At 65.0% G+C, this 20,932-nt stretch carries 20 protein-coding genes; 14 read left to right on the plus strand and 6 right to left on the minus strand.

The features are described 5' to 3' along the window. Positions 1-10: 10 nt before the first annotated feature. From P9254_RS17960 to P9254_RS17975, 4 genes are read left to right on the plus strand one after another with little or no spacing between them, the layout of a single operon-like run. Positions 11-571 (plus strand): SCO family protein, encoded by a 561-nt coding sequence (locus P9254_RS17960; protein WP_156751159.1) that lies wholly within the window; start codon positions 11-13, stop codon positions 569-571. After that, positions 537-3,191: a GAF domain-containing protein gene (locus P9254_RS17965; protein ID WP_278056061.1), complete on the plus strand. Its 2,655-nt coding sequence runs from the start codon at positions 537-539 to the stop codon at positions 3,189-3,191. Before P9254_RS17960 ends, P9254_RS17965 begins: the two co-directional genes overlap by 35 nt. Then, positions 3,188-3,553 (plus strand): response regulator, encoded by a 366-nt coding sequence (locus P9254_RS17970; protein WP_095783172.1) that lies wholly within the window; start codon positions 3,188-3,190, stop codon positions 3,551-3,553. Before P9254_RS17965 ends, P9254_RS17970 begins: the two co-directional genes overlap by 4 nt. A gap of 13 nt (positions 3,554-3,566) precedes the next feature. Continuing rightward, positions 3,567-4,715, plus strand: a complete 1,149-nt coding sequence (locus tag P9254_RS17975; RefSeq protein ID WP_127335691.1) for a response regulator — start codon at positions 3,567-3,569, stop codon at positions 4,713-4,715. Between the two features lie 196 nt (positions 4,716-4,911). Here P9254_RS17975 and efp read toward each other — a convergent pair whose 3' ends face one another. Continuing rightward, entirely contained in the window at positions 4,912-5,481 is a 570-nt protein-coding gene (gene efp, locus P9254_RS17980) for an elongation factor P (RefSeq protein ID WP_067000944.1), read from the minus strand. Positions 5,482-5,610: 129 nt separating this feature from the next. Here efp and epmA point away from each other — a divergent pair, with 129 nt between their 5' ends. From epmA to lpxK, 7 genes are all read left to right on the plus strand, one after another. Next, positions 5,611-6,654, plus strand: a complete 1,044-nt coding sequence (gene epmA, locus P9254_RS17985) for an EF-P lysine aminoacylase EpmA (RefSeq protein WP_278056060.1) — start codon at positions 5,611-5,613, stop codon at positions 6,652-6,654. A 217-nt stretch (positions 6,655-6,871) separates the two neighbouring features. Then, the gene (locus tag P9254_RS17990) at positions 6,872-8,215 is read left to right on the plus strand and encodes a TldD/PmbA family protein (RefSeq protein ID WP_278056059.1); all 1,344 of its coding nucleotides are present in this window, start codon (positions 6,872-6,874) and stop codon (positions 8,213-8,215) included. Position 8,216: 1 nt separating this feature from the next. Next, the gene (locus P9254_RS17995) at positions 8,217-9,011 is read left to right on the plus strand and encodes a 3'(2'),5'-bisphosphate nucleotidase CysQ (RefSeq protein WP_128293274.1); all 795 of its coding nucleotides are present in this window, start codon (positions 8,217-8,219) and stop codon (positions 9,009-9,011) included. A 75-nt stretch (positions 9,012-9,086) separates the two neighbouring features. Continuing rightward, positions 9,087-9,332, plus strand: a complete 246-nt coding sequence (locus P9254_RS18000) for a DUF4170 domain-containing protein (protein WP_040973997.1) — start codon at positions 9,087-9,089, stop codon at positions 9,330-9,332. Between the two features lie 5 nt (positions 9,333-9,337). Continuing rightward, entirely contained in the window at positions 9,338-10,114 is a 777-nt protein-coding gene (locus P9254_RS18005; RefSeq protein ID WP_278056058.1) for a lysophospholipid acyltransferase family protein, read from the plus strand. Then, complete coding sequence (waaA, locus tag P9254_RS18010) at positions 10,111-11,427, plus strand: lipid IV(A) 3-deoxy-D-manno-octulosonic acid transferase (RefSeq protein WP_095824794.1); 1,317 nt, start codon at positions 10,111-10,113, stop codon at positions 11,425-11,427. Before P9254_RS18005 ends, waaA begins: the two co-directional genes overlap by 4 nt. 62 nt (positions 11,428-11,489) lie before the next feature. Then, positions 11,490-12,527, plus strand: a complete 1,038-nt coding sequence (gene lpxK / locus P9254_RS18015) for a tetraacyldisaccharide 4'-kinase (RefSeq protein ID WP_278056055.1) — start codon at positions 11,490-11,492, stop codon at positions 12,525-12,527. A gap of 6 nt (positions 12,528-12,533) precedes the next feature. On the opposite strand, the gene P9254_RS18020 is transcribed toward lpxK, so the two are convergent. Next, a complete protein-coding gene (locus tag P9254_RS18020) occupies positions 12,534-12,767 on the minus strand; it encodes a DUF2093 domain-containing protein (RefSeq protein WP_278056054.1) in 234 nt (77 codons plus the stop codon). Between the two features lie 113 nt (positions 12,768-12,880). On the opposite strand from P9254_RS18020, the gene P9254_RS18025 reads away from it, so the two are divergent. After that, entirely contained in the window at positions 12,881-13,468 is a 588-nt protein-coding gene (locus P9254_RS18025; protein WP_278056052.1) for a hypothetical protein, read from the plus strand. Positions 13,469-13,478: 10 nt separating this feature from the next. On the opposite strand, the gene P9254_RS18030 is transcribed toward P9254_RS18025, so the two are convergent. Continuing rightward, positions 13,479-14,405: a LysR substrate-binding domain-containing protein gene (locus P9254_RS18030; protein ID WP_127335420.1), complete on the minus strand. Its 927-nt coding sequence runs from the start codon at positions 14,403-14,405 to the stop codon at positions 13,479-13,481. A gap of 90 nt (positions 14,406-14,495) precedes the next feature. Between P9254_RS18030 and P9254_RS18035 the strand changes: the two genes are divergently transcribed. After that, positions 14,496-15,389, plus strand: coding sequence for a DMT family transporter (locus tag P9254_RS18035; protein WP_095801347.1), 894 nt, complete (start codon positions 14,496-14,498; stop codon positions 15,387-15,389). A 184-nt stretch (positions 15,390-15,573) separates the two neighbouring features. Here P9254_RS18035 and mutL read toward each other — a convergent pair whose 3' ends face one another. Next, positions 15,574-17,451, minus strand: coding sequence for a DNA mismatch repair endonuclease MutL (mutL, locus tag P9254_RS18040; RefSeq protein WP_278056048.1), 1,878 nt, complete (start codon positions 17,449-17,451; stop codon positions 15,574-15,576). Between the two features lie 45 nt (positions 17,452-17,496). Then, positions 17,497-18,399 carry a LysR substrate-binding domain-containing protein gene (locus P9254_RS18045; RefSeq protein ID WP_067000463.1) on the minus strand — a complete coding sequence of 301 codons (903 nt, stop codon included), beginning with the start codon at positions 18,397-18,399 and terminating at the stop codon, positions 17,497-17,499. A 90-nt stretch (positions 18,400-18,489) separates the two neighbouring features. Between P9254_RS18045 and P9254_RS18050 the strand changes: the two genes are divergently transcribed. After that, positions 18,490-20,040 (plus strand): trimethylamine methyltransferase family protein, encoded by a 1,551-nt coding sequence (locus tag P9254_RS18050; RefSeq protein ID WP_095801209.1) that lies wholly within the window; start codon positions 18,490-18,492, stop codon positions 20,038-20,040. Between the two features lie 52 nt (positions 20,041-20,092). Here P9254_RS18050 and P9254_RS18055 read toward each other — a convergent pair whose 3' ends face one another. Further along, the gene (locus P9254_RS18055) at positions 20,093-20,776 is read right to left on the minus strand and encodes a GntR family transcriptional regulator (protein ID WP_278056047.1); all 684 of its coding nucleotides are present in this window, start codon (positions 20,774-20,776) and stop codon (positions 20,093-20,095) included. Positions 20,777-20,932 lie beyond the last annotated feature (156 nt).

Below are 20,932 nucleotides of genomic sequence, written 5' to 3' on the forward strand. Positions count from 1 at the left end.
GGCCCGCATCTTGCTGCTGGCGCTGATGGCCGGGCCAGCGCAGGCGCATGACGCGCAGCACGATGAGCGATTGCCGGCAATCGGACCGGCTCCAGACTTTACACTGACATCGCAGGACCGGGAGCGCGTCTCGCTGCACGACTTTCGCGGCAAGGTGATCGCCATCGCATTCATCTATACGTACTGTGCCGACGTCTGTCCCATGCTGACCGCCCAGATGGCCAGCGTGCAGGAAAAGTTGGGCAGTGCGTTCGGACCCAAGATCGCCTTCATTTCGATCACCGTCGACCCAGAGCGCGATACGTCCGATGTTTTGAAGCAATATGCGCAGAATTTTGGCGCCGATCTGAAGGGCTGGTCGTTTCTTACCGGCGATCCGGCGATTGTCCATGAGGTTGGACGGAAATATGGGGTCTTCGCGAAGCAGGCGGCGAACGGTGATGTCGACCATACCTTGTTGACCTCGCTCGTAGACCCGAATGGCATCTTGCGAGTACAATATCTTGGCGTCCGGTTCGACTTGGAGGAGTTCCGGGGTGACCTTCTCGGCCTCTTGGACGAAACCAAATAGCATAACGAACTGGCTCGTTGGCTGGGTTGCCCGGCTGCCGGCGCGCGTCCAGACCAAGCTCTTGATCGCGTTCCTGTCGATCGTCGGCCTCCTGATCGTTCTCGGTGCCGTCGGGTTGCAGGTGCTGAGTGGGGTCAACGATCAGACCAACGAGCTGATCAAGCTGCAGCGCAGGATCGCGGCCTACCGCCAAGTACAGCACGATACGACCACCCAGCTCTACGGTATATCCACCGCCCTGTTGCTACAGGATAACCGGATGCTGGATACGGCGCTGCGCCAGCTCAATCAGTTCGGCTACGACCTCGAGCGCATGGAGTTCGTCGCCAAAGCCGAGGTGGAAGTGCTTGGCCAGGTCAGGCAAGAGTACGAAAAACTGACGGCCGGGGTGACGCACGTGGCAGAGCTTGTCCGCGCGGGCCGTACCGAGGAGGCGCGCAAGGTTCAGCTTGATGAAATCATACCGTCGGCTGATCGCCTAGAGCGGCTGACAAACCAGCTGGTCAACATGGCCGAAGCCGACATGGTGGCGGCCATCGAAACGACCGAGGGTGCGTACGGCACGTCCAGATTGATGGTGGTTTCGTTTGCCGTGGGCAGTATCCTGCTGGCGTTGGGGCTCGGTTACATCATCTCCTGGTCGTTGATCGAACCGGTCAAGAAGATCGAGACGCGTCTCAGCCAGATAGCGGCCGGCGACTTCGCGCAACGGGTGGCCGTCGCCAATCGCGACGAACTTGGAGTGCTCGCCGCTAACGTCAACCAGACCTCCGACCAGCTGGGGCGCCTGTATCAAGAGATTGAGACACGCACGCAGCAGCTCGACGAAGCCCTTCAGCAGCAGACAGCCACTGCAGACGTTCTGAAGGTCATCAGCCGCTCTACCTTCGATCTACAGGTCGTGCTCGATACGTTGGTGGAATCTGCTGTCAGGCTCTGTCGCGCCGACAAGGGTGGCATCGTGCAGTTGCTTGATGGCGTATTCCGCTATGTGTCGACGCTTGGCTACCCGCCCAGTTTCCGTGCCTATGTCGACGCCAATCCACTTCCAGCGCTTGCCGCTGGGCGAGGCTCCGCCGTAGGGCGCGTAATCGAAGAACGGCGGGTCGTGCAAATCGAAGACGTGACCGCTGATCCGGACTACCGCGTCGCCTTGATCGCTGAGGCAGGCGGATTCCGCACCGTCCTCGCTGCCCCGCTGTTGCGGGAAGGTGATCTCATTGGCGTATTCGTCATGACGAGGGCTGAACCGCAACCGTTCAGTCCCAAGGAGATCGCGCTCGTCGAGACATTCGCCGACCAGGCCGTGATCGCCATCGAAAATGCGCGGCTCTTCGAGGCGGTGCAGGCACGGACGCGCGAGCTTGCGGCGTCGGTTGGTGAGCTCGAGGCGCTCGGCGAAGTGAGCAAGGCGGTCAATTCGACGCTGGATCTCGACACGGTGCTGAAGACGATCGTTGCCAAGGCGGTCCAGTTGTCGGCGACGGATGCTGGCACGATCTATGTGTTCAGCAGCACGCGGCAGCAATTCCGCCCTCGCGCAAACTTTGGGATGAGCGATGAGCTTATCGCCGCAGTCTCGCAGCAGACGATCGGGCTGGCCGATATGGGTATTGGCGACGCGCCCGGACGGTGCATGCCGGTGCAGTTTCCCGACCTCGGCAAGGAAACCTCATCCTTCCTTGTGAGAAAGACGATCCTCGACGCCGGATATCGCGGCATCCTGATCGTTCCGCTGCTGAGGCCCAACAAGATCGTCGGTGCATTGGTCGTCAGGCGCCACAAGCCAGGCGCCTTCGATGAGCAAGTTGTTCACCTGTTGGAGACCTTCGCAGCCCAATCGGTGGTCGCGATCCAGAATGCCAAGCTGTTCCGCGAGATCGAGGAGAAAGGCGAGGAGCTGGAAGCAGCCAGCCGCCACAAGTCCCAGTTCCTGGCGAATATGAGCCACGAACTCAGGACACCGCTCAATTCAGTTCTGGGCTTCACAGAACTGCTGGTCGACGGCATCTATGGCGAACTCCCGGACAAGGCAAAGGCGACCGTCGCGCGTGTGCAGGCAAACGGCCGTCACCTCCTCGGGCTCATCAACGACGTGCTCGACCTGTCCAAGATCGAAGCCGGCCAGCTCACGCTGGCGATCGAGGACTACTCCGTCGCGCAGATTGTCCGATCGACCCTTACGGCGGTCGAGCCGCTGGCACGGGCGAAGGGTCTTGAGCTTTCAGCGACTGTTGCCGAGAACCTTCCAATCGGCCGTGGGGACGAACGCCGTTTGACGCAGATTCTGCTCAATCTCGCAGGCAATGCCGTCAAGTTCACCGAAACAGGTGCAGTCGACATTCTTGCCGATGCGGTCGATGGGAACTTCGAGATCGCCGTCCGAGACACCGGTCCCGGCATTGCGTCCAAAGACCAGGCTCTCATCTTCGAAGAATTCCAGCAAGTCGACAACAGCAGCACCAGGCAGAAAGGTGGCACAGGTCTTGGCCTGGCGATCTCGAAGCGCATCGCCGAAATGCATGGCGGAACCTTAGACGTCGAGTCCGTGATCGGGTCAGGGTCGACATTCCGTCTGAAGGTCCCGATCAGGATGAATGAGGACGTGAGGGCCGCATGAGCAAACGAATCCTGATGGTCGAAGACACCGAGGACAACCGCCAAATCATCCGCGATCTCATTGCCACCACCGAGTACGAACTGATCGAGGCGGCGGACGGTGCCGCCGGCATCGCTGCAGCCGCAGCACACAGGCCAGACCTGATCCTTATGGACATTCAGCTCCCGGTGATCGACGGGTATGAAGCGGCCCGCCGCATCAAGGCCGACCCGGCGCTCCGGCACATTCCGATTATCGCCGTCACCTCCTACGCGTTGTCGGGCGACAAGGCGAAAGCCCTTGCTGCTGGGTGCGATGGTTACATTGCCAAGCCATTCAGTCCACGCCAGCTGCTTTCCGAGATTCGCGGTTTCCTTTCTTGAGGGAGGCAACACCTTGCACGATCCGCCTCGCATTCTCGCGGTTGACGATACTCCGGAAAACCTCGAGATCCTGCGCATGCGTCTCGAGGCGAATGGCTATGAAGTTGTAACCGCCGCCGATGGTGAAGAGGGGTTTGCGAAAGCCCGCGAACTCACGCCGGATCTGATCCTGCTCGACATCATGATGCCGAAGCTCGACGGCATCAGTGTGGTCCGCATGCTCAAGCAGGATCAATCGCTGCGATCGATCCCCGTCATTCTGGTCACCGCGAAAGCCGACACGCGCGACGTGGTCGAGGGGCTGGACGCCGGTGGCGACGACTATCTGACAAAGCCCTTCGAGCACAGGGCGCTGCTGGCGCGGGTGCGCTCGATGTTGCGCCAGAAGGCGCTTCACGACACTGTCGCGAGCCAAGCCAAGCGCCTTGAGGACCAAGCCGCGCAACTTTCCGACTGGAACCGCTCGCTCGAGGAAACCGTCGCCGGCCAGGTGACGGAGCTCGAGCGAATGGCGCGGCTCAGGCGGTTCCTGCCCGAACAGGTCGCCGACCTCATCGTTGCGGCGGGCAATGGAGATGCGCTCTTGCAGAGCCACCGCCGCGAGGTGACGGTTGTCTTTTGCGATTTGCGCGGCTTCACGGCGTTCGCAGAGACCGCCGAACCCGAAGAAGTCATGACAGTTCTGGCCGAGTATCATTCCTGTCTCGGCGAACAAATCGTCCGTCACGAGGGGACGCTCGAGCGGTTCGTGGGCGACGGTATCGTCGTGGTTTTCAACGATCCAATGCCATGTGCCGACCACAGTGAGAGAGCTGTCTCGATGGCTGCCGCAATGCGCGAAGCGATTGACGAGCATTCCGAGCGATGGCGCAAGCGGGACTATTTGCTTGGCTTTGGGATCGGCATTGCCAGGGGCCACGCAACCATCGGGCGCATCGGTTTTGATCAGCGCTCGGACTATGCCGTCATCGGCACTGTGTCGAACCATGCCGCCCGTTTATGCGAGGAGGCCAAATCGCGCCAGATTCTTGTTAGCCAACGAGTCCTCGGAGCTGTCGAGTCGTTGGTCGAATCCGTTCCTGTTGGCGAACTGACGCTGAAGGGCTTTCGCCGCCCGATGCCTGCCTATGAAATCGTGCGGTGGATCGGTCGGCCAATCTAGCGTTGAGCGCACTCCGGCTTCGTTCGAGAGATGCGGTGCGTCGAACCACCGGCGCCGCGGCGCGGATCTGCCGTTCACGTCGCGGCAACCGCAAATCCGCTTCGGGTCAGGGCCTCACGCCCAGACGGCGGACAAACCGTGCTGACGATAGGCCCGCCTGGCCGCAGGCGAGCTGTGATAGTTGACTGCTGTACCCTCAGTCCTTGGCGCGCTCGACATAGGAGCCGTCGGCGGTCATCACCACCACGCGCGTGCCGGTCGTGATGTGCGGCGGCACGGCCGTGCGCACGCCGTTGGAGAGCACCGCAGGCTTGTAGGACGAGGACGCCGTCTGGCCCTTGGTGACCGGCTCGGTATCGACCACCTCGAAGACAGCGCGCTGCGGCAGCGTCAGCGAGATCGGCGCGCCGTTGAACTGCGCCAGCTGCACCGCCATGCCTTCCTGCAGGTAGGGCGCCATGTCGCCGACCACGCTTTCTGAGGCCACGACCTGGTCGTAGCTTTCCGGGTTCATGAAATGGAAGCCTTCGCCGTCGGAATAGAGGAAGGTGTGCTCGCGCTCCTCGACATAGGCGCGCTCGACCATCTCGGTCGTGCGGTAGCGCTCCGAGATCTTCACCCCGTCGCCGATGCGGCGCATGTCGAGCTGCGTCACCGGGGTGCCCTTGCCAGGGTGGATGTTTTCGGCAAAGAGGATGACATAGAGCTTGCCGTCCTTATCGACGACGTTGCCTTTGCGTAGGGAACTGGCGATGACCTTGACCACGATATTCAATCCCAATCGAGTTTTTCGGCCTGCAAGCGTCTTTGCCCACGAAGCGCCGACGGCGGCCATCGCGTGCGCCGTAGCGCATCTTGCGTCGAACCGCCAGCCTCCTCGGCGATTTTCCCGCCCATGACCGCCGCTTCGCGATGGTGGACGCCGCATGTTCATGCCGACCGCCGGCCAAGGCTGATGGCGCGCAACGCCATTGCCGCCGCCTTGCGCGGTTGGTTCGCGGAGCGCGATTTCGTTGAGGTGACGACGGCCGCCCTGCAGGTTTCGCCCGGCAACGAGGCGCACCTTGCGGCCTTCGCCACCGAGGCGATCGCGCCGGACGCGTCGCGCCAGCCGTTATACCTTCACACCTCGCCGGAATTCGCCTGCAAGAAGCTGCTTGCCGCCGGCGAGAAGCGCATCTTCAGCCTGGGCTCCGTTTACCGAAACCGCGAGCGTGGGCCGCTGCATCATCCCGAATTCACCATGCTCGAATGGTACCGCGTCGGCGAGGCCTATGAGCGCCTGATGGCCGACTGCGCCGAATTTCTGGCGCTCGCCGCGGAGAAGGCCGGGGCCAAAAGCTTTCGGTTTCGTGGCCGCGAGGCCGATCCCTTCGCCGAGCCGGAGCGGCTGAGCGTGGCGGAAGCATTCATGCGCTATGCCGGCATCGATCTGCTGGCGACCGTCGGCGCCGACGGCAGCACCGACCGCGAAGCGCTCCACCAGGGCCTGGTCCGCGCCGGCCTGCGCACCGCGCCCGACGACAATTGGGCCGACCTGTTCAGCCGCGTGATGGTGGAAAAGGTCGAGCCGGCGCTGGGGCAGGGACGGGCGACAATCCTCTATGGCTATCCAGTCTCCGAGGCGGCCCTTGCCCGGCCGAGCGCGGAGGACCCGCGCGTCGCCGAACGCTTCGAGCTCTACTGCTGCGGCGTCGAGCTCGCCAATGCGTTTGGCGAGCTCACCGATCCGGCCGAGCAGCGCCGCCGCTTCGTCGCCGAGATGGACGAGAAGGAGCGCATCTATGGCGAGCGCTATCCGCTGGACGAGGATTTCCTCACCGCGCTTGCCATCATGCCGCAGGCGAGCGGCTCGGCCCTCGGCTTCGACCGGCTGGTGATGCTGGCAACCGGCGCCGCCAGGATTGAAGATGTGATCTGGGCGCCGGTGGCCGGCTAATCCGCACTGTTCACGCGGTTACGGCGGGGCAGTGCGCTGCGAAGGGCCGCGATTGCCTTGAGATTGCCGCATCCGCCATTGCACAAGCGGTGGTGGAACAATAGATGGTGCAGCAGCATCCAAACGATTGTGCGGGCTTCCAGAGATGGCGGCCCGACATCCATGGATGTGCGGCAGCATCTGCCCTCCCGCACAGCTTGAACAAACAGGACTAACCATGACCAACACGCTCGACGCAGGGAAACTGACCGGCCGCGTCGCGGCGCTCGTCGAGGCGGCCAAGCGCGCCGGGGCGGACGCCGCCGACGCGGTCGCCGTGCGCGCCCGTTCGGCCGGCGTGTCGGTGCGGCTGGGCAAGGTCGAAGGCACCGAATCGTCGGAAAGCGAGGACGTGTCGCTGCGCGTCTTCGTCGGCCAGCGCGTGGCGAGCGTCTCGGCCACCGCCGCCTCCGACCCGAAGGCGCTTGCCGAGCGCGCCGTCGCCATGGCGAGAGTCTCCCCCGAGGATCCGTTCCAGGGCCTTGCCGACTCGGCGCTGCTCGCCCGCAATTTGCGTGATCTCGACCTCTTCGATCCGACCGAGGTGTCGGCCGATCAGCTCAAGGAGGCGGCGCTGGCAGCGGAAGCGGCGGCCCTTGCCGTCAAGGGCGTCACCAATTCCTCCGGCAGCAGCGCCAGCGCCGGCCTTGGCGGCCTGGTGCTTGCGACCTCGCATGGCTTTGTCGGCCAATATGTCGCGTCGCGCTTTTCGCGCTCGACCAGCGTCATTGCAGGCCAAGGCACGGCGATGGAACGCGACTATGAATTCTCCTCGCGCCAGCATTTCGCCGATCTCGACGCGCCGGAGGAGATCGGCCGCAAGGCCGGCGAACGCGCCGTGCGCCGCCTCGGCGCCCGCAAGGCGGCGACGGGCCCGGTCGACGTCGTGTTCGACCCGCGTGTTGCGCGCGGCATTGCCGGCCATCTCGCCGGCGCCATCAACGGCGCCGCGGTGGCGCGCAAGACCAGCTTCCTGCGCGACATGATGGGAAAGCAGGTAGCCTCAAGCGAGATCACCGTCACCGACGAGCCGCTGCGGCGTCGCGGCCAGGCGTCGCGGCCCTTCGACGGCGAAGGCGTCGAGGGCGACAAGCTGTTGATGGTCGACAGAGGCGTGCTCAACCACTGGTTTCTGTCGACCTCGGCCGCGCGCGAGCTTGGTCTCGTCACCAACGGCCGTGGCTCGCGCAGCGGCTCTTCGGTTTCGCCGTCCTCGACCAATCTGGCCATCGAGCCCGGCGATCGCGCGCCGGAGGAGCTGATCGCCTCGCTGCAGCGCGGCTTCTACGTCACCGAGGTCTTCGGCCAGGGCGTCGACATGGTGACCGGCGAATACAGCCGTGGCGCCTCCGGCTTCTGGATCGAGAACGGCGCGCTTGCCTATCCGGTGGCCGAGGTGACGATCGCCTCCAATTTGAAGACCATGTTCCTCAACATGGTGCCGGCGAGCGATCTCGACCGCAATTTCGGCACTGCCGCGCCGACGCTGCTGATCGAGGGGATGACCCTTGCCGGCGCCTGACATGGTCATCTCAGCCGAGACGCACGAAGACCTTGCTCTGCTGCGCGACGCCGCCCGGGAGGCGGGCACCATCGCCATGCGCTATTTCGGTCAAAACCCCCAGGTGTGGATGAAGGGCGGGACCTCGCCGGTCAGCGAAGCCGACCATGCGGCCGACGCCTATCTGCGCGAGACCCTGCTCAAGGCGCGGCCGAATTATGGCTGGCTGTCCGAAGAAACCGCCGACGATCATGCCAGGCTGTCGGCCCGCCGCACTTTCGTCGTCGACCCTATCGATGGCACGCGCGGCTTTCTCGATGGCCTGCATTCCTGGTGCGTCAGCGTCGCCGTGGTCGAGGATGGCCGCTCGCTGGCCGGCGTGCTCGAATGTCCGGCCAAGCGCGAGACCTATTGGGCGCTGCCGGGCGAGGGCGCGTTCCTCAACGGCAAGCGCATCCAGGTCCGCCAACTCGGCGATACCGTCGAGATCGGCGGGCCGAAGCCGCTGGTCGAGCGCATGCCCGCTTCCTGGCAAGCCCGGATGCGCCGCGTCGCTTACATACCCTCACTCGCCTACCGGCTGGCGATGATCGCCAACGGCAAGCTCGACGCGACCTTCGTCAAGCCCAACGCGCATGACTGGGACATCGCCGCCGCCGACCTTATCCTCCGCGAAGCGGGCGGCGCCTTGCTCGACCGTACCGGCAAGCCGCCGCGCTATGCCGGCGAGGTGATCAACCATGGCGCGCTCGCCGCCGGCAGCGGCGAACTGCTGGGTGTCCTGGCCGGCGTCATTGCCGGAGCTGATCAAGGGTGAGTCGGCCCACGGTTTCAAAATCGGCGGCTTTGGTCTAAACGTTTCACAAAATTCATGAATCTGCGAAGGATCGGCATGGCCGTGGAAGACGGAAAGAAACAGCTTTTGCACCTGGTGTTCGGCGGCGAGCTGAAAAAGCTGGGTGGAACCGAGTTCCGTGATCTGGATGCGCTCGACATCGTCGGCATCTACCCCGACTATCAATCGGCGCACGCCGCGTGGAAGGCGAAGGCGCAGGCCAGCGTCGACAATGCCCATATGCGCTATTTCGTCGTTCACCTGCACCGGTTGCTCGACCCGGAAACAAAGGCAGCCGGTTGACATCGATGGAACATGAAGCGGTGAAAGGAGCGACGGGGCGCGCCGCCGGGCGGGGCGGGACTCGCACGCTGTGGCGCCGCATCCGAGAGCCGCTCGCCCAGTCGCGATTCGTCAAGAATTTCATCGCCAGCCTGTTCGCCTGGTTCGTGCGGCTGATTCGCATCACCAGCCCGCTGGTGAAAGGGTCGACGCAGGTCGCCGGCGGCGCCTATGCGCATCTCGAACCGGGCATCATCGCGCTGTGGCATGGCCAGCATCTCTTGACGCCGGCTTACTATCCGAAGGGCCGGCCGCTGGTCGCCATGGTCTCGCGCAGTGCCGACGCCGAGCTCAACGCGCTGATGCTGAACAGATTCGGCATCGACGCGGTGCGCGGCTCGGGTGGCCGCGACAGTTCGAGGCATCTCGACAAAGGCGGCGCCAAAGCCTTGATTGCGCTCAAGAAAGCGCTCGTGGCCGGCAAGAATGTTGCGATGATCGCCGACATTCCGCATGGCACGCCGCGCGATGCGGGGCTGGGCATCGTGCTTTTGGCCAGGCTTTCCGGGCGCCCGATCCTGCCTTCGGCGATCGCCACCAGCCGCCGCAAGGTGCTGGAAAAGAGCTGGGACAAGACCACCATCAACCTGCCGTTCGGCCGCTCCGCCGTTATTGTCGGACAGCCGGTCTTCGTGCCGTTCAACGCCGACGACGCCGAGATGGAGCGCAAGCGCCAGGAGGTCACGGCCTCGCTCAACGCCGCAACCGCCGAGGCCTACCGCCTCGTGGACGGCGACAAATGAGCGAGCGCTGGGCGCGCGCGGCCCTGACCGCCTATCGTTACGCCGGGGCCGTCGCCTATCCGCTGATCGGACCCTATGTCGCCTGGCGCGCCTCGCGCGGCAAGGAAGACCGCGTTCGCCGCCGCGAGCGCTACGGCGTCGCCGGCCGTCCGCGTCCGGAAGGACCGGTGATCTGGATCCACGCCGCGAGCGTCGGCGAGACGATCGCCGTCGTGCCGCTGGTCGAAAGCATTCTCGATTACGGCGTCAACATCGTGCTGACGACCGGCACCGTGACCTCGGCCAAGGTCGCCGACGAGCGGCTTGGCAGTCGCATCATCCACCAATATGTGCCGCTCGACCTCAAGCCCGCGGTAAGCCGCTTCCTCGATCACTGGCTGCCGGAGCTGGCCATCATAGCCGAATCGGAGATCTGGCCGATGACCATCCTGGAACTCGGCGCGCGCAACGTGCCGCAGGTCCTGGTCAACGGGCGGCTGTCGGACCGTTCCTTCCGGTCGTGGAAGAAGCGCGCCGGCGTCGCCGAGGCGCTGTTCGAGAATCTTGCCCATGTCGTTGCCCAGTCGGATGTCGACGGCGAGCGGTTCCGCGTCCTCGGCGCCCGGCCGGTGACCGTTTCCGGCAATCTCAAGGTGGACACCAACCCGCCGCCGGTCGACGAGCGGGCGCTGGCGATCCTGCAGCGCCAGATCGGCTTGCGCCCGACCTGGGCGGCGATCTCGACCCATGACGGGGAGGAGGTCGCCGCGGCGGAAGTCCATGCGACCTTGCACAAGCGCCACCCTGGACTGTTGACCATCGTCGTGCCCCGCCATCCCGACCGCGCGGACGCGCTGGCCGCGCAGATCTCCGGCATGGGGCTGAAAGTCGCGCGCCGCAGCAAGGGCGACCGCATCACGTCCGACACCGATATCCTGCTCGGCGACACGATCGGCGAGATGGGACTTTATCTAAGGCTGACCGAGATCGCCTTCGTCGGCCGCTCGCTGACCTCCGAGGGCGGCCAGAACCCGCTGGAGCCGGCGATGCTCGACACGGCGGTGCTGGCCGGCCGCAACGTGCAGAATTTCCGCGAAGCCTATCAGCGCCTGCTCGATCGCGGCGGCGCCAAGCTGGTGCGCGACCGCGACATGCTGGCCGGCGCCGTCAATTTCCTTTTGACCAACGAGGCGGTGCGCCACGAGATGATGGCGGCGGGCGCGGCGACCGTCGACGAGATGCGCGGCGCGCTTCAGCGCACGCTGAAGTCGCTCGAACCCTACATCCAGCCGCTGGTCGTCAAGGCGCGCCTGAAAGGCGCCAACGGGCGCTAGCGCATGGCCCAAAAATTCGGATCCGATCTTTGGAAAGGGTCATGCGCCATGGAAGTCGCGCCATGACCAGCGAAGCGCCGCCCTTCTGGTGGGAAAAGCCGGACTGGCGCGTGCTGGCGCTTTCGCCGGTGTCCGCGATGTATGGAATGGTGGCTGGGCGCCGCATGCGGCGCGCGCCGCGCGAGAAGGTCGCGGCACCTGTGCTGTGCGTCGGCAACTTCACCGTTGGCGGCAGCGGCAAGACGCCGGTCGCCATCGCGCTGGCTAAACAGGCAAAGCGCATGCAGCTCACGCCCGGCTTCCTGTCGCGCGGCCATGGCGGTTCCTTCGCCAAGCCGCATGTCGTCGATGCGCATCACGACGCGGCCAAGCATGTCGGCGACGAGCCGCTGCTGCTTGCCGAACATGCGCCGGTCGCGGTGACGGCCAACCGCGCCGCCGGCGCCAAACTGCTGACGGCAGAGCATGGCTGCGACTTCCTGATCATGGATGACGGTTTCCAGTCGGCGCGCATCCATATCGACTACGCGCTGGTCGTGGTCGACGCGCGTTTCGGCATCGGCAATGGCCGCGTCATTCCGGGCGGCCCGCTCCGGGCCAAGATCGTTGATCAACTGGTGTTCACCGGCGGCTTGCTGAAGATGGGCGAGGGGAGCGCCGCCGATACGGTGGTGCGCCAGGCGGCGCGCGCCGGCCGGCCGATCTTTTTGGCCCATGTCGAGCCGGCGAACCCGGCGCGCTTTGCCGGCGGGCGCTTCCTTGCCTTTGCCGGCATCGGCCATCCGGAAAAATTCTTTGATACGCTGCGCGGCGCCGGCGGCGAGGTCGCGCTGTCGCGTGCTTTTCCCGATCATCATTTCTACGCCGCGGACGAGCTTGCCGATCTCGCGGCGCTTGCCAAGCGCGAGGGGCTTCGGCTTGTCACCACGGCAAAGGATGCCGCGCGGCTTCGCCACGGCGCCGCACCCGCCGGCTTCCTGGAGCAGCTCGACGTGCTTGAGATCGACGCCGTGTTCGAGATCGACCACGTGCCGGAGCGCATCATCAATGAGACGCTGGATGCATGGCGGCAGCGCAAGATGAGACCGTCCTCATCCTAGGAGGTTCTACCCCCGCTTGCGCAGTTCCGGATGCGTCTCGATCTCACGCCGCAGCGACGCTGCCGCGTTCACATATGGCTCCTGCCTGGCGACGCTCCAATATTTGAGCTCGTCCAGCGGAATGCTCTCGCCGGTCACCGCGCAGCGCACGAACGCGCCGGGGCTCGTCACCTGGAAGTCGCCGTCGAGATAGCGGATGCGCGCTTCCTTGCCGCCGGGGCCTTCAAAACGGTTCATCATGGAATGGCGCATAGGTTCATAGGGGTTCAATCGCCACAAATCGAAGGCAAGGTCAAGCTTGGCGCAATGCTCATGTAGTATGCCGGTTGGCACAATGGTTGTCGGGAAGCGCCATGGACATCACCAATGCCAGCGTGACGTCGCTGCTGAAAGAGGCGCTGGCGCCGCAGCCGGTGCCGTCGCCCAAGGCCGAACCTGCGACCGCGGCGCTGGTCAAGGCGCTCGTCCAGCCGCCGCCGGCGCCGTCCGTCGTGTCCTCCGCACAGGTGGCCGCGCAGGCGCTGAACGGCACGTTGCCGGCCGCTCGACCAACTCAGCGTCTGTCCTCGGCCGAGATCGAGAACGCCTACAGAGCCGTCCTGGAATCCGATGCCGGCCCTGATGGCGCCTCGACGAAGTCTCCGGTTGGCAGGTCGGCGGCTGACGCCGATCAGCTTTCGCGGGCGCTGCCCCAGGTTCCACCGCCGGCCGCCGATGGCACCGCAAGGGTCGTGGCGGCGGCGCCCTCTTTGTTCTCGCCGGCGCTTGCGTCCGGAGTGCTGCTAGCGGCCAACGCCAATGCGCCGCCGCGCGGCGGCGTTCGCAGCCCCGGCCATGCCCCGCGATCCGAACCCGGCCAGACGCCGCTGTGGATGATATCGATCGTGACGGCCGTCGTCTCGGCTGCGACGACCACGATCGTGCTGATGCTGCTTCGCTGATCCGGGCGATCTAGCCCTCGTCCTGCAGGAAGGCTTCGAGCTTCTCCGGCGCCAGGCCCGCCTGTTCGGCGATGCGTCGGGCGAGATCAGCGGCGGCCGCGCGCGGCCGGCCGACCGGGCGGTCGAGCCAGTAGGACACCGGATTGAGCGCGACCCGCTCGTCAACGGGAACAATCCGGCCCGACTTCAACTGGTCTGCCGTCAGCGGCGGCCGCGCCAGCGCGATGCCGAGCCCGTGCGCCGCCGCGTCGAGCACCAGATTGTAGTCCTCGAAACGCCGGTCCTGCGGGCGCGGGCGATAATCGACCCCCTGTGCCGCGAACCAGGCGCGCCAGGCGGACGCGTCGGAATCGTTGATCAGCGGGAATTTGAGCAGCCGGTCCGGGTCGCCGTGCCCGATCTCCTCCGCCAGCTCCGGCGAGGCGATCGGGAAGATGTGCTCCTCGAAAAGCTGGACCGAGACGCGGCCCGGAATGCGGCCGCGCCCGCAGCGCACCGAAAGGTCGATGCCTTCGTCGGCAAGGTCGGCCTGGCGGTTGTCGACGTCGAGCACGATGCGCAGCCGCGTCGGGTTGTTTTCGAGCGCCGCCATGCGCGGCATCAGCCAAAGGCCGCTGACCGAAGGGATCGAAGCCAGCCGCACCACCGCGGTGCCGCGCGGCTCGACCCAGCGGTCGGAATTGACCGAGATCAGCGCGAAGGCCTCTGTGGTGCGCAGGTGCAGCCGGTTGCCCTCATTGGTCAGCGTCACGCCGCGCGCGTTGCGCTCGAACACCTTGAGCCCGAGCCAGTCCTCCAGCTTGGCGATCTGACGGCTGATCGCGCCATGGGTGAGGTTGAGCCTTTCGGCCGCCGCGGAAAAGCTTCCGGTCCGCGCCGCCGCGTCGAAGGCGCGCAAAGTCTCGAGCGGCAATAGCTGGTCAGAGCTGTGAAGCATGCTCACAGCTGACCCTCGAATTGCTCGTTTGTCAATCGGCGGGCAATGGCGTTTTCTCTCTCCATGACACTGAAGGACGAGGATTCAGCAATGAGCGCGTACACCGGCACGTTGAATGAGACACAGCGCATGGACACCACGGCCGCGATCGCGGTGGCGCTGACGGTGGTCGGCTGGGCGTCTGCCTTCCCGGCGATCCGCGCTGGCCTTGCCGCCTTCCAGCCGCTGGAACTCGGGGCGCTGCGCTTCGCCATCGCGGCCGTGCCGGCAGCGATCTTCCTTGCGGTCAAGCGTCCGGCGCTGCCGAGGATCGATGAGCTGTGGCGTTTCGGCTTCGGCGGTGCCATCTTCGTCGCGCTCTACACCGCCATGCTCAATTTCGGCGAGCTCACCGTCTCGGCGGGCGCCGCCGGCTTCATCATCAATGTCAGCCCGATCTTCACGGCCATCATGGCCATGGCGCTGCTCGGCGAGCGCTTTTCCGGCATGGCCTGGCTTGGCACGGTGATCTCGTTTGCCGGCATCGGCATCATCGCGGTGGCGGACGGCCATGGCCTGCATTTCAACACCGGAGCGCTGCTGGTGCTGGGCTCGGCCCTTTGCTCGGCCGTCAACACCATCGTCCAGAAGCCGCTCTTTGCCCGCCACCATCCGCTGACGATCGCCGCTTCCAACATGGTGCTCGGCGCGCTCTGCCTGTCGCCCTTCCTGGCGGAAGCGTTTTCGCAGGCTGCGGTCGCCGACATGGCCGGCCTCGGCGCCGTCATCTATCTGGGCATTGTGCCCAGCCTGATCGCCTACGCCGCCTGGGCCACCGCGCTGTCGCGCCTGCCGGCCGCGCGCGCCTCGAACTTCCTCTATCTGGTCTCGCCGACCTCCGCTCTGATTGGATTCTTCTGGCTCGGCGAAGTACCGACTCTGCTCGGCATGCTCGGCGGCGCGCTGGCGCTCGGCGGTGTGATCGTGGTGAATTTGAAGCGGTAAGTCAAAGGGTTGAGGCCGGTGCCTTGAGTAAAGGAAAGAGCCGCCTCGAGCGGCCCTTTTCTTGCCCCTCATCCGGCCGCTACGCGGCCACGAGAACGGGTTGGTGCTGGCGCTGAAGGTCTCCTCTCCCCATAGGGAGAAGTCAGCGGAGTGAAGCGAGGCTGGGTGAGGGGAATTGGCGCGCTCACCTTCGCCCGAACAATCTTTCAATGTCGGCGAGTTTCAGCTCAATATAGGTCGGCCTGCCATGGTTGCAGGTGCCGGAGCCGGGAGTCGCCTCCATTTGGCGCAGCAGCGCGTTCATCTCCTCGGCCTTGAGCAGGCGGCCCGAGCGCACCGAGCCGTGACAGGCCATGGTCGCGGCTATTCTGTCCAGCCGTTCCTTCAGCGTCTCGACCGTGTCGTTGTCGGCGATCTCGTCGGCGAGGTCACGCACCAGTTGCTGCACATTGGTTTCGCCGAGCATCGACGGCGTCTCGCGCACCGCCACCGCGCCCGGGCCGAAGCGCTCCAGGCCGAGGCCGAATTTGGCCAGTGTCTCGGAATGCATCGCCAGCCGTTCGGCATCCTCTTCCGGAAGGTCGACGATCTCGGGCAAAAGCAGCATCTGCGAAGGCACGGCGCGAGAGTGCAGCGCGTTCTTCAAGGCCTCGTAGACCAGCCGCTCATGTGCGGCATGCTGGTCGACGATGATCAGCGAGTCCCGGGTTTGGGCGACGATATAGTTCTCATGCACCTGAGCGCGCGCCGCGCCCAGCACCGTGCCGAGCAGCGCCTCGGCCGGCCCGGCGATGCCCGCCCGCGCGTCGGCGCTTGCCAGCGGCCCGGTGTCGAAGGCAGCCTGATCGTTCTCGGCGAAGCCGCCTCGCGCCGGCCGCGCTTCGCCCATGTCGAGCGGCCGCTGCGGCGAGCGCGCCAAATTCGAACCGTGGTCGAAGCTGGAGCCGGAGGCGCGAAAAGCGGCCTCATAGCTGCGGTGGCCATTGGCCGGTCCGGGATGCGAATAGGACGCCGCGCCGGGCCGGAAAGCCGCCATCATGCCGGCCGCGCCGGTGGTCGCGGCCCGGATGCCGGCGCCGGCCATCGCCTCGCGGATGGCGCCGACAATCAACCCGCGCACCAGGCCCGGATCGCGGAAGCGCACATCGGCCTTGGCCGGGTGGACGTTGACGTCGACGGTTGCCGGATCGAGCGAAAGGAACAGCACGGTCACCGCATGCCGGTCGCGCGGCAGCACGTCGGCGAAAGCGCCGCGGATCGCGCCGGCGATCAGCTTGTCGCGCACCGGCCGGCCGTTGACATAGGCATATTGCTGCAGCGCGTTGGCGCGGGTGTAGGAAGGGATCGAGACATGACCGGCAAGATGCACGCCGTCGCGCATGGCATCGATGGCAATGGCATTGTCGGGAAAGTCGGCGCCCATCACTTGCGCGATGCGGGCGAGCCGGCCCTCCGGCGTGCCGCCGGTCGCCGGCAGCTCCAGCGTCGAGCGGTCGGAACCGGCAAGCGTGAAGCGCACGGCGGGGAAGGCGATGGCGATGCGCTTCACCACGTCGCCGGTGGCCGAGCATTCGGCGCGCTCGCCCTTCATGAATTTGAGCCGTGCCGGCGTGGCGAAGAACAGGTCGCGCACTTCGACGGTGGTGCCGCGGTTGGCCGCCGCCGGCTTGACGGCCGACACCCGGCCGCCCTCGATGCTGATCTCGGCCGCGCTGTCGCCGGCGGCCGTGCGCGAGCGGATCGAAAGCCTGGCCACCGAGCCGATCGACGGCAACGCCTCGCCGCGGAATCCGAGCGAGCGGATGTCGTGGATATCGTCCGACAGCTTCGACGTGCAGTGTCGGGCAACTGCCAGCGCCAGTTCGCGCTCGGGAATGCCCGAGCCGTCATCGGTGACGCGGATGAGCGAGAGCCCGCCGCCGGCGGTGACGATCTCGACGCGCGACGCGCCGGCGTCGAGCGCATTCTCGACCAACTCCTTCACCACGCTTGCGGGACGCTCGATGACCTCGCCGGCGGCGATCTGGTTGATCATCGTTTCGGAAAGCTGGCGAATGGGCATCCGAGGATTATAGGCGGATTCGAACGGTGTGGGGGAGGGGCTACTTCATGCCTGCGCCACCAGCCAGTCCCTGACCTTGCGCGCGTTGTCGCTGAGCTCGCGGTTCTTCGGCCAGATGACGTGGAAGCCGATGCCGGTCCTCATCACATGGTCGGTCACCGGCACCAGCAGCCCTGATGCCACCAGCCGCTCGACCAGATGCCGCCAGCCAAGCGAGATGCCTTGCCCTTCCATCACCGCCTGGATCACCAGGGCATAGTCGTTGATGCGCAGGCCGCGCTCGGCATTGCGCAGGCTGGTTCCGGCCGACGCGAACCATTCGTCCCAGTTCGGCGCCTCGCGATAGGGCTCCTCGAGATGGATCAGCCGGTGGGTGGCCAGTTCCTCCACCGTCTTCGGCATGCCGAATTTGGCGAGATAGCTCGGTCCCGCGACGGGGAAGATCTCTTCGTCGGACAGCGACAGCGAGTGATAGTCCGGCCAGTCGCGCGGCACACCGCCGCGCACGCCGAGCGGAATGCCCTCGGCGATGATGTCGAGGTCGCGGTCGGCGGTCTGGATGCGCAGGTCGATGCCCGGCAGTTGGTCGCGGAACTGCTGCAGTCGCGGCATCATCCAGAACGAGCCGAAGGCCGTCGAGGCGGCAAGGGTCACATGGCCGCCGGTCGCCTGCAGGCGAAGGTCCTCGGCAGATTTGCGGATATGCGACAACCCCAGCGAGACGTCCGCGTGGAAGCGCTCGCCGGCCTCGGTCAGGAGCACCTGGCGGTGGCGGCGCTGAAACAGCTTGGCGCCGAGCTGTTCCTCCAGTCCGCGCACCGCATAGGATACGGCCGCCTGGGTCATGCCGAGCTCGCGCCCGGCCGCGGTGAAGCTCGACAGCCGGCCTGCCGCCTCGAAGACGACGAGGCTGCCGGCCGAGGGCAGGAGGTGGCGCAGGCTTCGCATAAGCGCAGCTTATACAAGAGATCAGGATTTTCCAGCGTCACATCCATATTTCGTGTCGCTAACTTGGTCGGGCGGGATGAAGGAGACAACATGAACGCACCGGCCGCTGAATTGACTGAGCCGACCCACCGTCGCGGCGGCGGCCGCCTTGGGCGCAAGGCGCTGAGAAGCGCGCCGGTCGCGTCTTTCCCGACGCTCGTTCGCCAGATTCCGGCCTATGAGATCGTGCCCGACGAGGCTGTGGAGCTGATCCACGAGGAGTCGCTCAAAATCCTCGAGGAGGTTGGCTGCGAGTTCCGCGACGACGAGGCGATCGCGCTCTGGAAGGCTGCGGGCGCCGACGTCAAGGACACACGCGTCCGCATCGATCGCGCGCTGCTGATGGAGCTCGTCTCGAAGGTCCCGCCGGAATTCACGCTCAATGCGCGCAACCCCGAGCGTACGGTTCGCGTCGGCGGCAAGAACTCGATCTTCGTGCCGATGTATGGCGCGCCCTATGTGCGCGACCTCGACAACAAGCGGCGCTACGGCACGCTGAACGACCTCAACAATTTCCACAAGCTCGCCTACATGGCGCCGGCGCTGCATTCGTCGAGCTCGATCATCTGCGAGCCGATGGAGATCCCGGTGCCGAAGCGGCACCTCCACATCATTCATTCGGCGCTCAAGCACTCCGACAAGCCGTTCATGGGCATCGTGACGTCGAAGGAGCGGGCCGAAGACACGATGGCGATGGCTGCGATCGTGTTCGGCGAGGAGTTCGTGCGCGACAATCCGGTGCTGGTGGCGATCACCAATTGCAATTCGCCGCTGGTGTGGGACGCCACCATGCTTGACGCCATGCGGGTCTATGCCCGCCACAACCAGCCGCTGATCCTGGCACCGTTCGCGCTCTGCGGCGCCTCGACCTCGGCCTCCGCCGTCGGCGCGGTCGCGCAGGTGAATGCCGAGGCGCTCGCCGGTGTGGCCTTCACCCAGCTCATCCGTCCCGGCTCGCCGCAGATCTATGGCCAGTTCATGGTGACGGTGGACATGAAGACCGGCGCCCCGATGGGGGGCACGCCGGAGGCCGCGCAGATGATGTATCTGATGGGCGCGCTGGCGCGGAAATACAAACTGCCGTGGCGCACCTCGGGCTTCCATGTCGGCTCCAAGCTCAACGACGCGCAGGCCGGCTATGAGGCGAACATGCTTATGCATGCCGCGATCCTCGCCGGCGCCAATTACATCTGGCACTCGGCCGGCTGGCTCGAGGCGGGCCTTACTTGCGGCTATTCGAAATTCGCCACCGACTGCGAACAGCTCGTCGGCTGGTACAAATATGCCGGCGGCGTCCCCTTCGACGATTTCAAGGAAGCCATGGCGGCGATCCGCGAGGTCGGCCCGCAAGGGCATTTCCTCGGCACGCAGCACACGCTCGAGCATTTCGAGCGCGCCTTCTTCATGCCGAGCATCATGGACTTCAATTCCTTCGAACAATGGACAGCCGAGGGCGCGAAGGATCACGACACGCGCGGCCGCGAAAGGGCGCGCAACATGCTCGCCGACTACCAGGAGCCGAAGCTCGACGACGGCATCGCCGAAGGTCTCAAGGATTTGATCGCACGGCGCGAGGAAAAGCTGCCTGATACCGTTAGTTGACAAAATATGGGCAAAGGCCGTCGGCAATCGTGACTGACAGCAAGCCAATGGCTCAGCCAGCGCGCACCTTGCCGTTCGCAAGGTGTTTCTGAAGCGATTGACAGGCGTTCATAATATGATCGTAGACCAACTTTGCGGCCTGTTCGGTCTCGCCAGCGCGGCAGGCGGCCAGGATTTCGCGATGTTCTCGATCCGCAAGCTCATGACCGCCGGAAATCGTCAGCTGAACTCGCAGATAGCGTTCGATGCGATCGTTAACCGACCGGATCATGCGGAGCAGATATGGTCGCCCGGCGTCTAGATAAAGACTGGAATGGAACTCCCAATTTAGTTCCGCCCAGCGGCCGACGTCGGTTTCCTTCGCGAAGGAGTCGCAACTTGCTTGCGCTTTATCGAAGGTCTGCTCGTTCATGTGAGGAAGGGAAAGCCGAATTGCGTTCGATTCCAGCATGGCTCGGACCTCGAAAATCTGCACGATCTCCGGTTCCGACATGCTGGCGACAATTGCGCCCTTGTTTCGCTGAAATGCCACGAATCCCTCTGCCTCGAGCCGCTTCAAAGCTTCGCGCACCGGAATCTTGCTGATGTTGAACATGCGGGCGACGTCGTCTTGCCTGATCGGTTCGCCCTCATCAAGCGACCCGGATATGATTGCTCCGCGGATGAACTTCAAAACCACGTCGGAAGCGGTGGGGGCGGCACCCAGATCGGGAATGTCGGCAAATGCAAATGGCACGTGTAGAGTCTCCGCACGGAGCGTCAGATCTGCAAACATAGATATCGTAGACGATGTTCGCGATCAAATACGCTCGCGATTCTGCTCAACCCGAGTGTCTGTATGGCCTGAGATGCCGTCCGGCGTGGGCTCTTTTGAGCCCGGCCGATCAGCAGC

This window comes from Mesorhizobium sp. WSM4983 (assembly GCF_029625765.1).
In the GTDB taxonomy this organism is placed as follows: Bacteria; Pseudomonadota; Alphaproteobacteria; order Rhizobiales; family Rhizobiaceae; genus Mesorhizobium.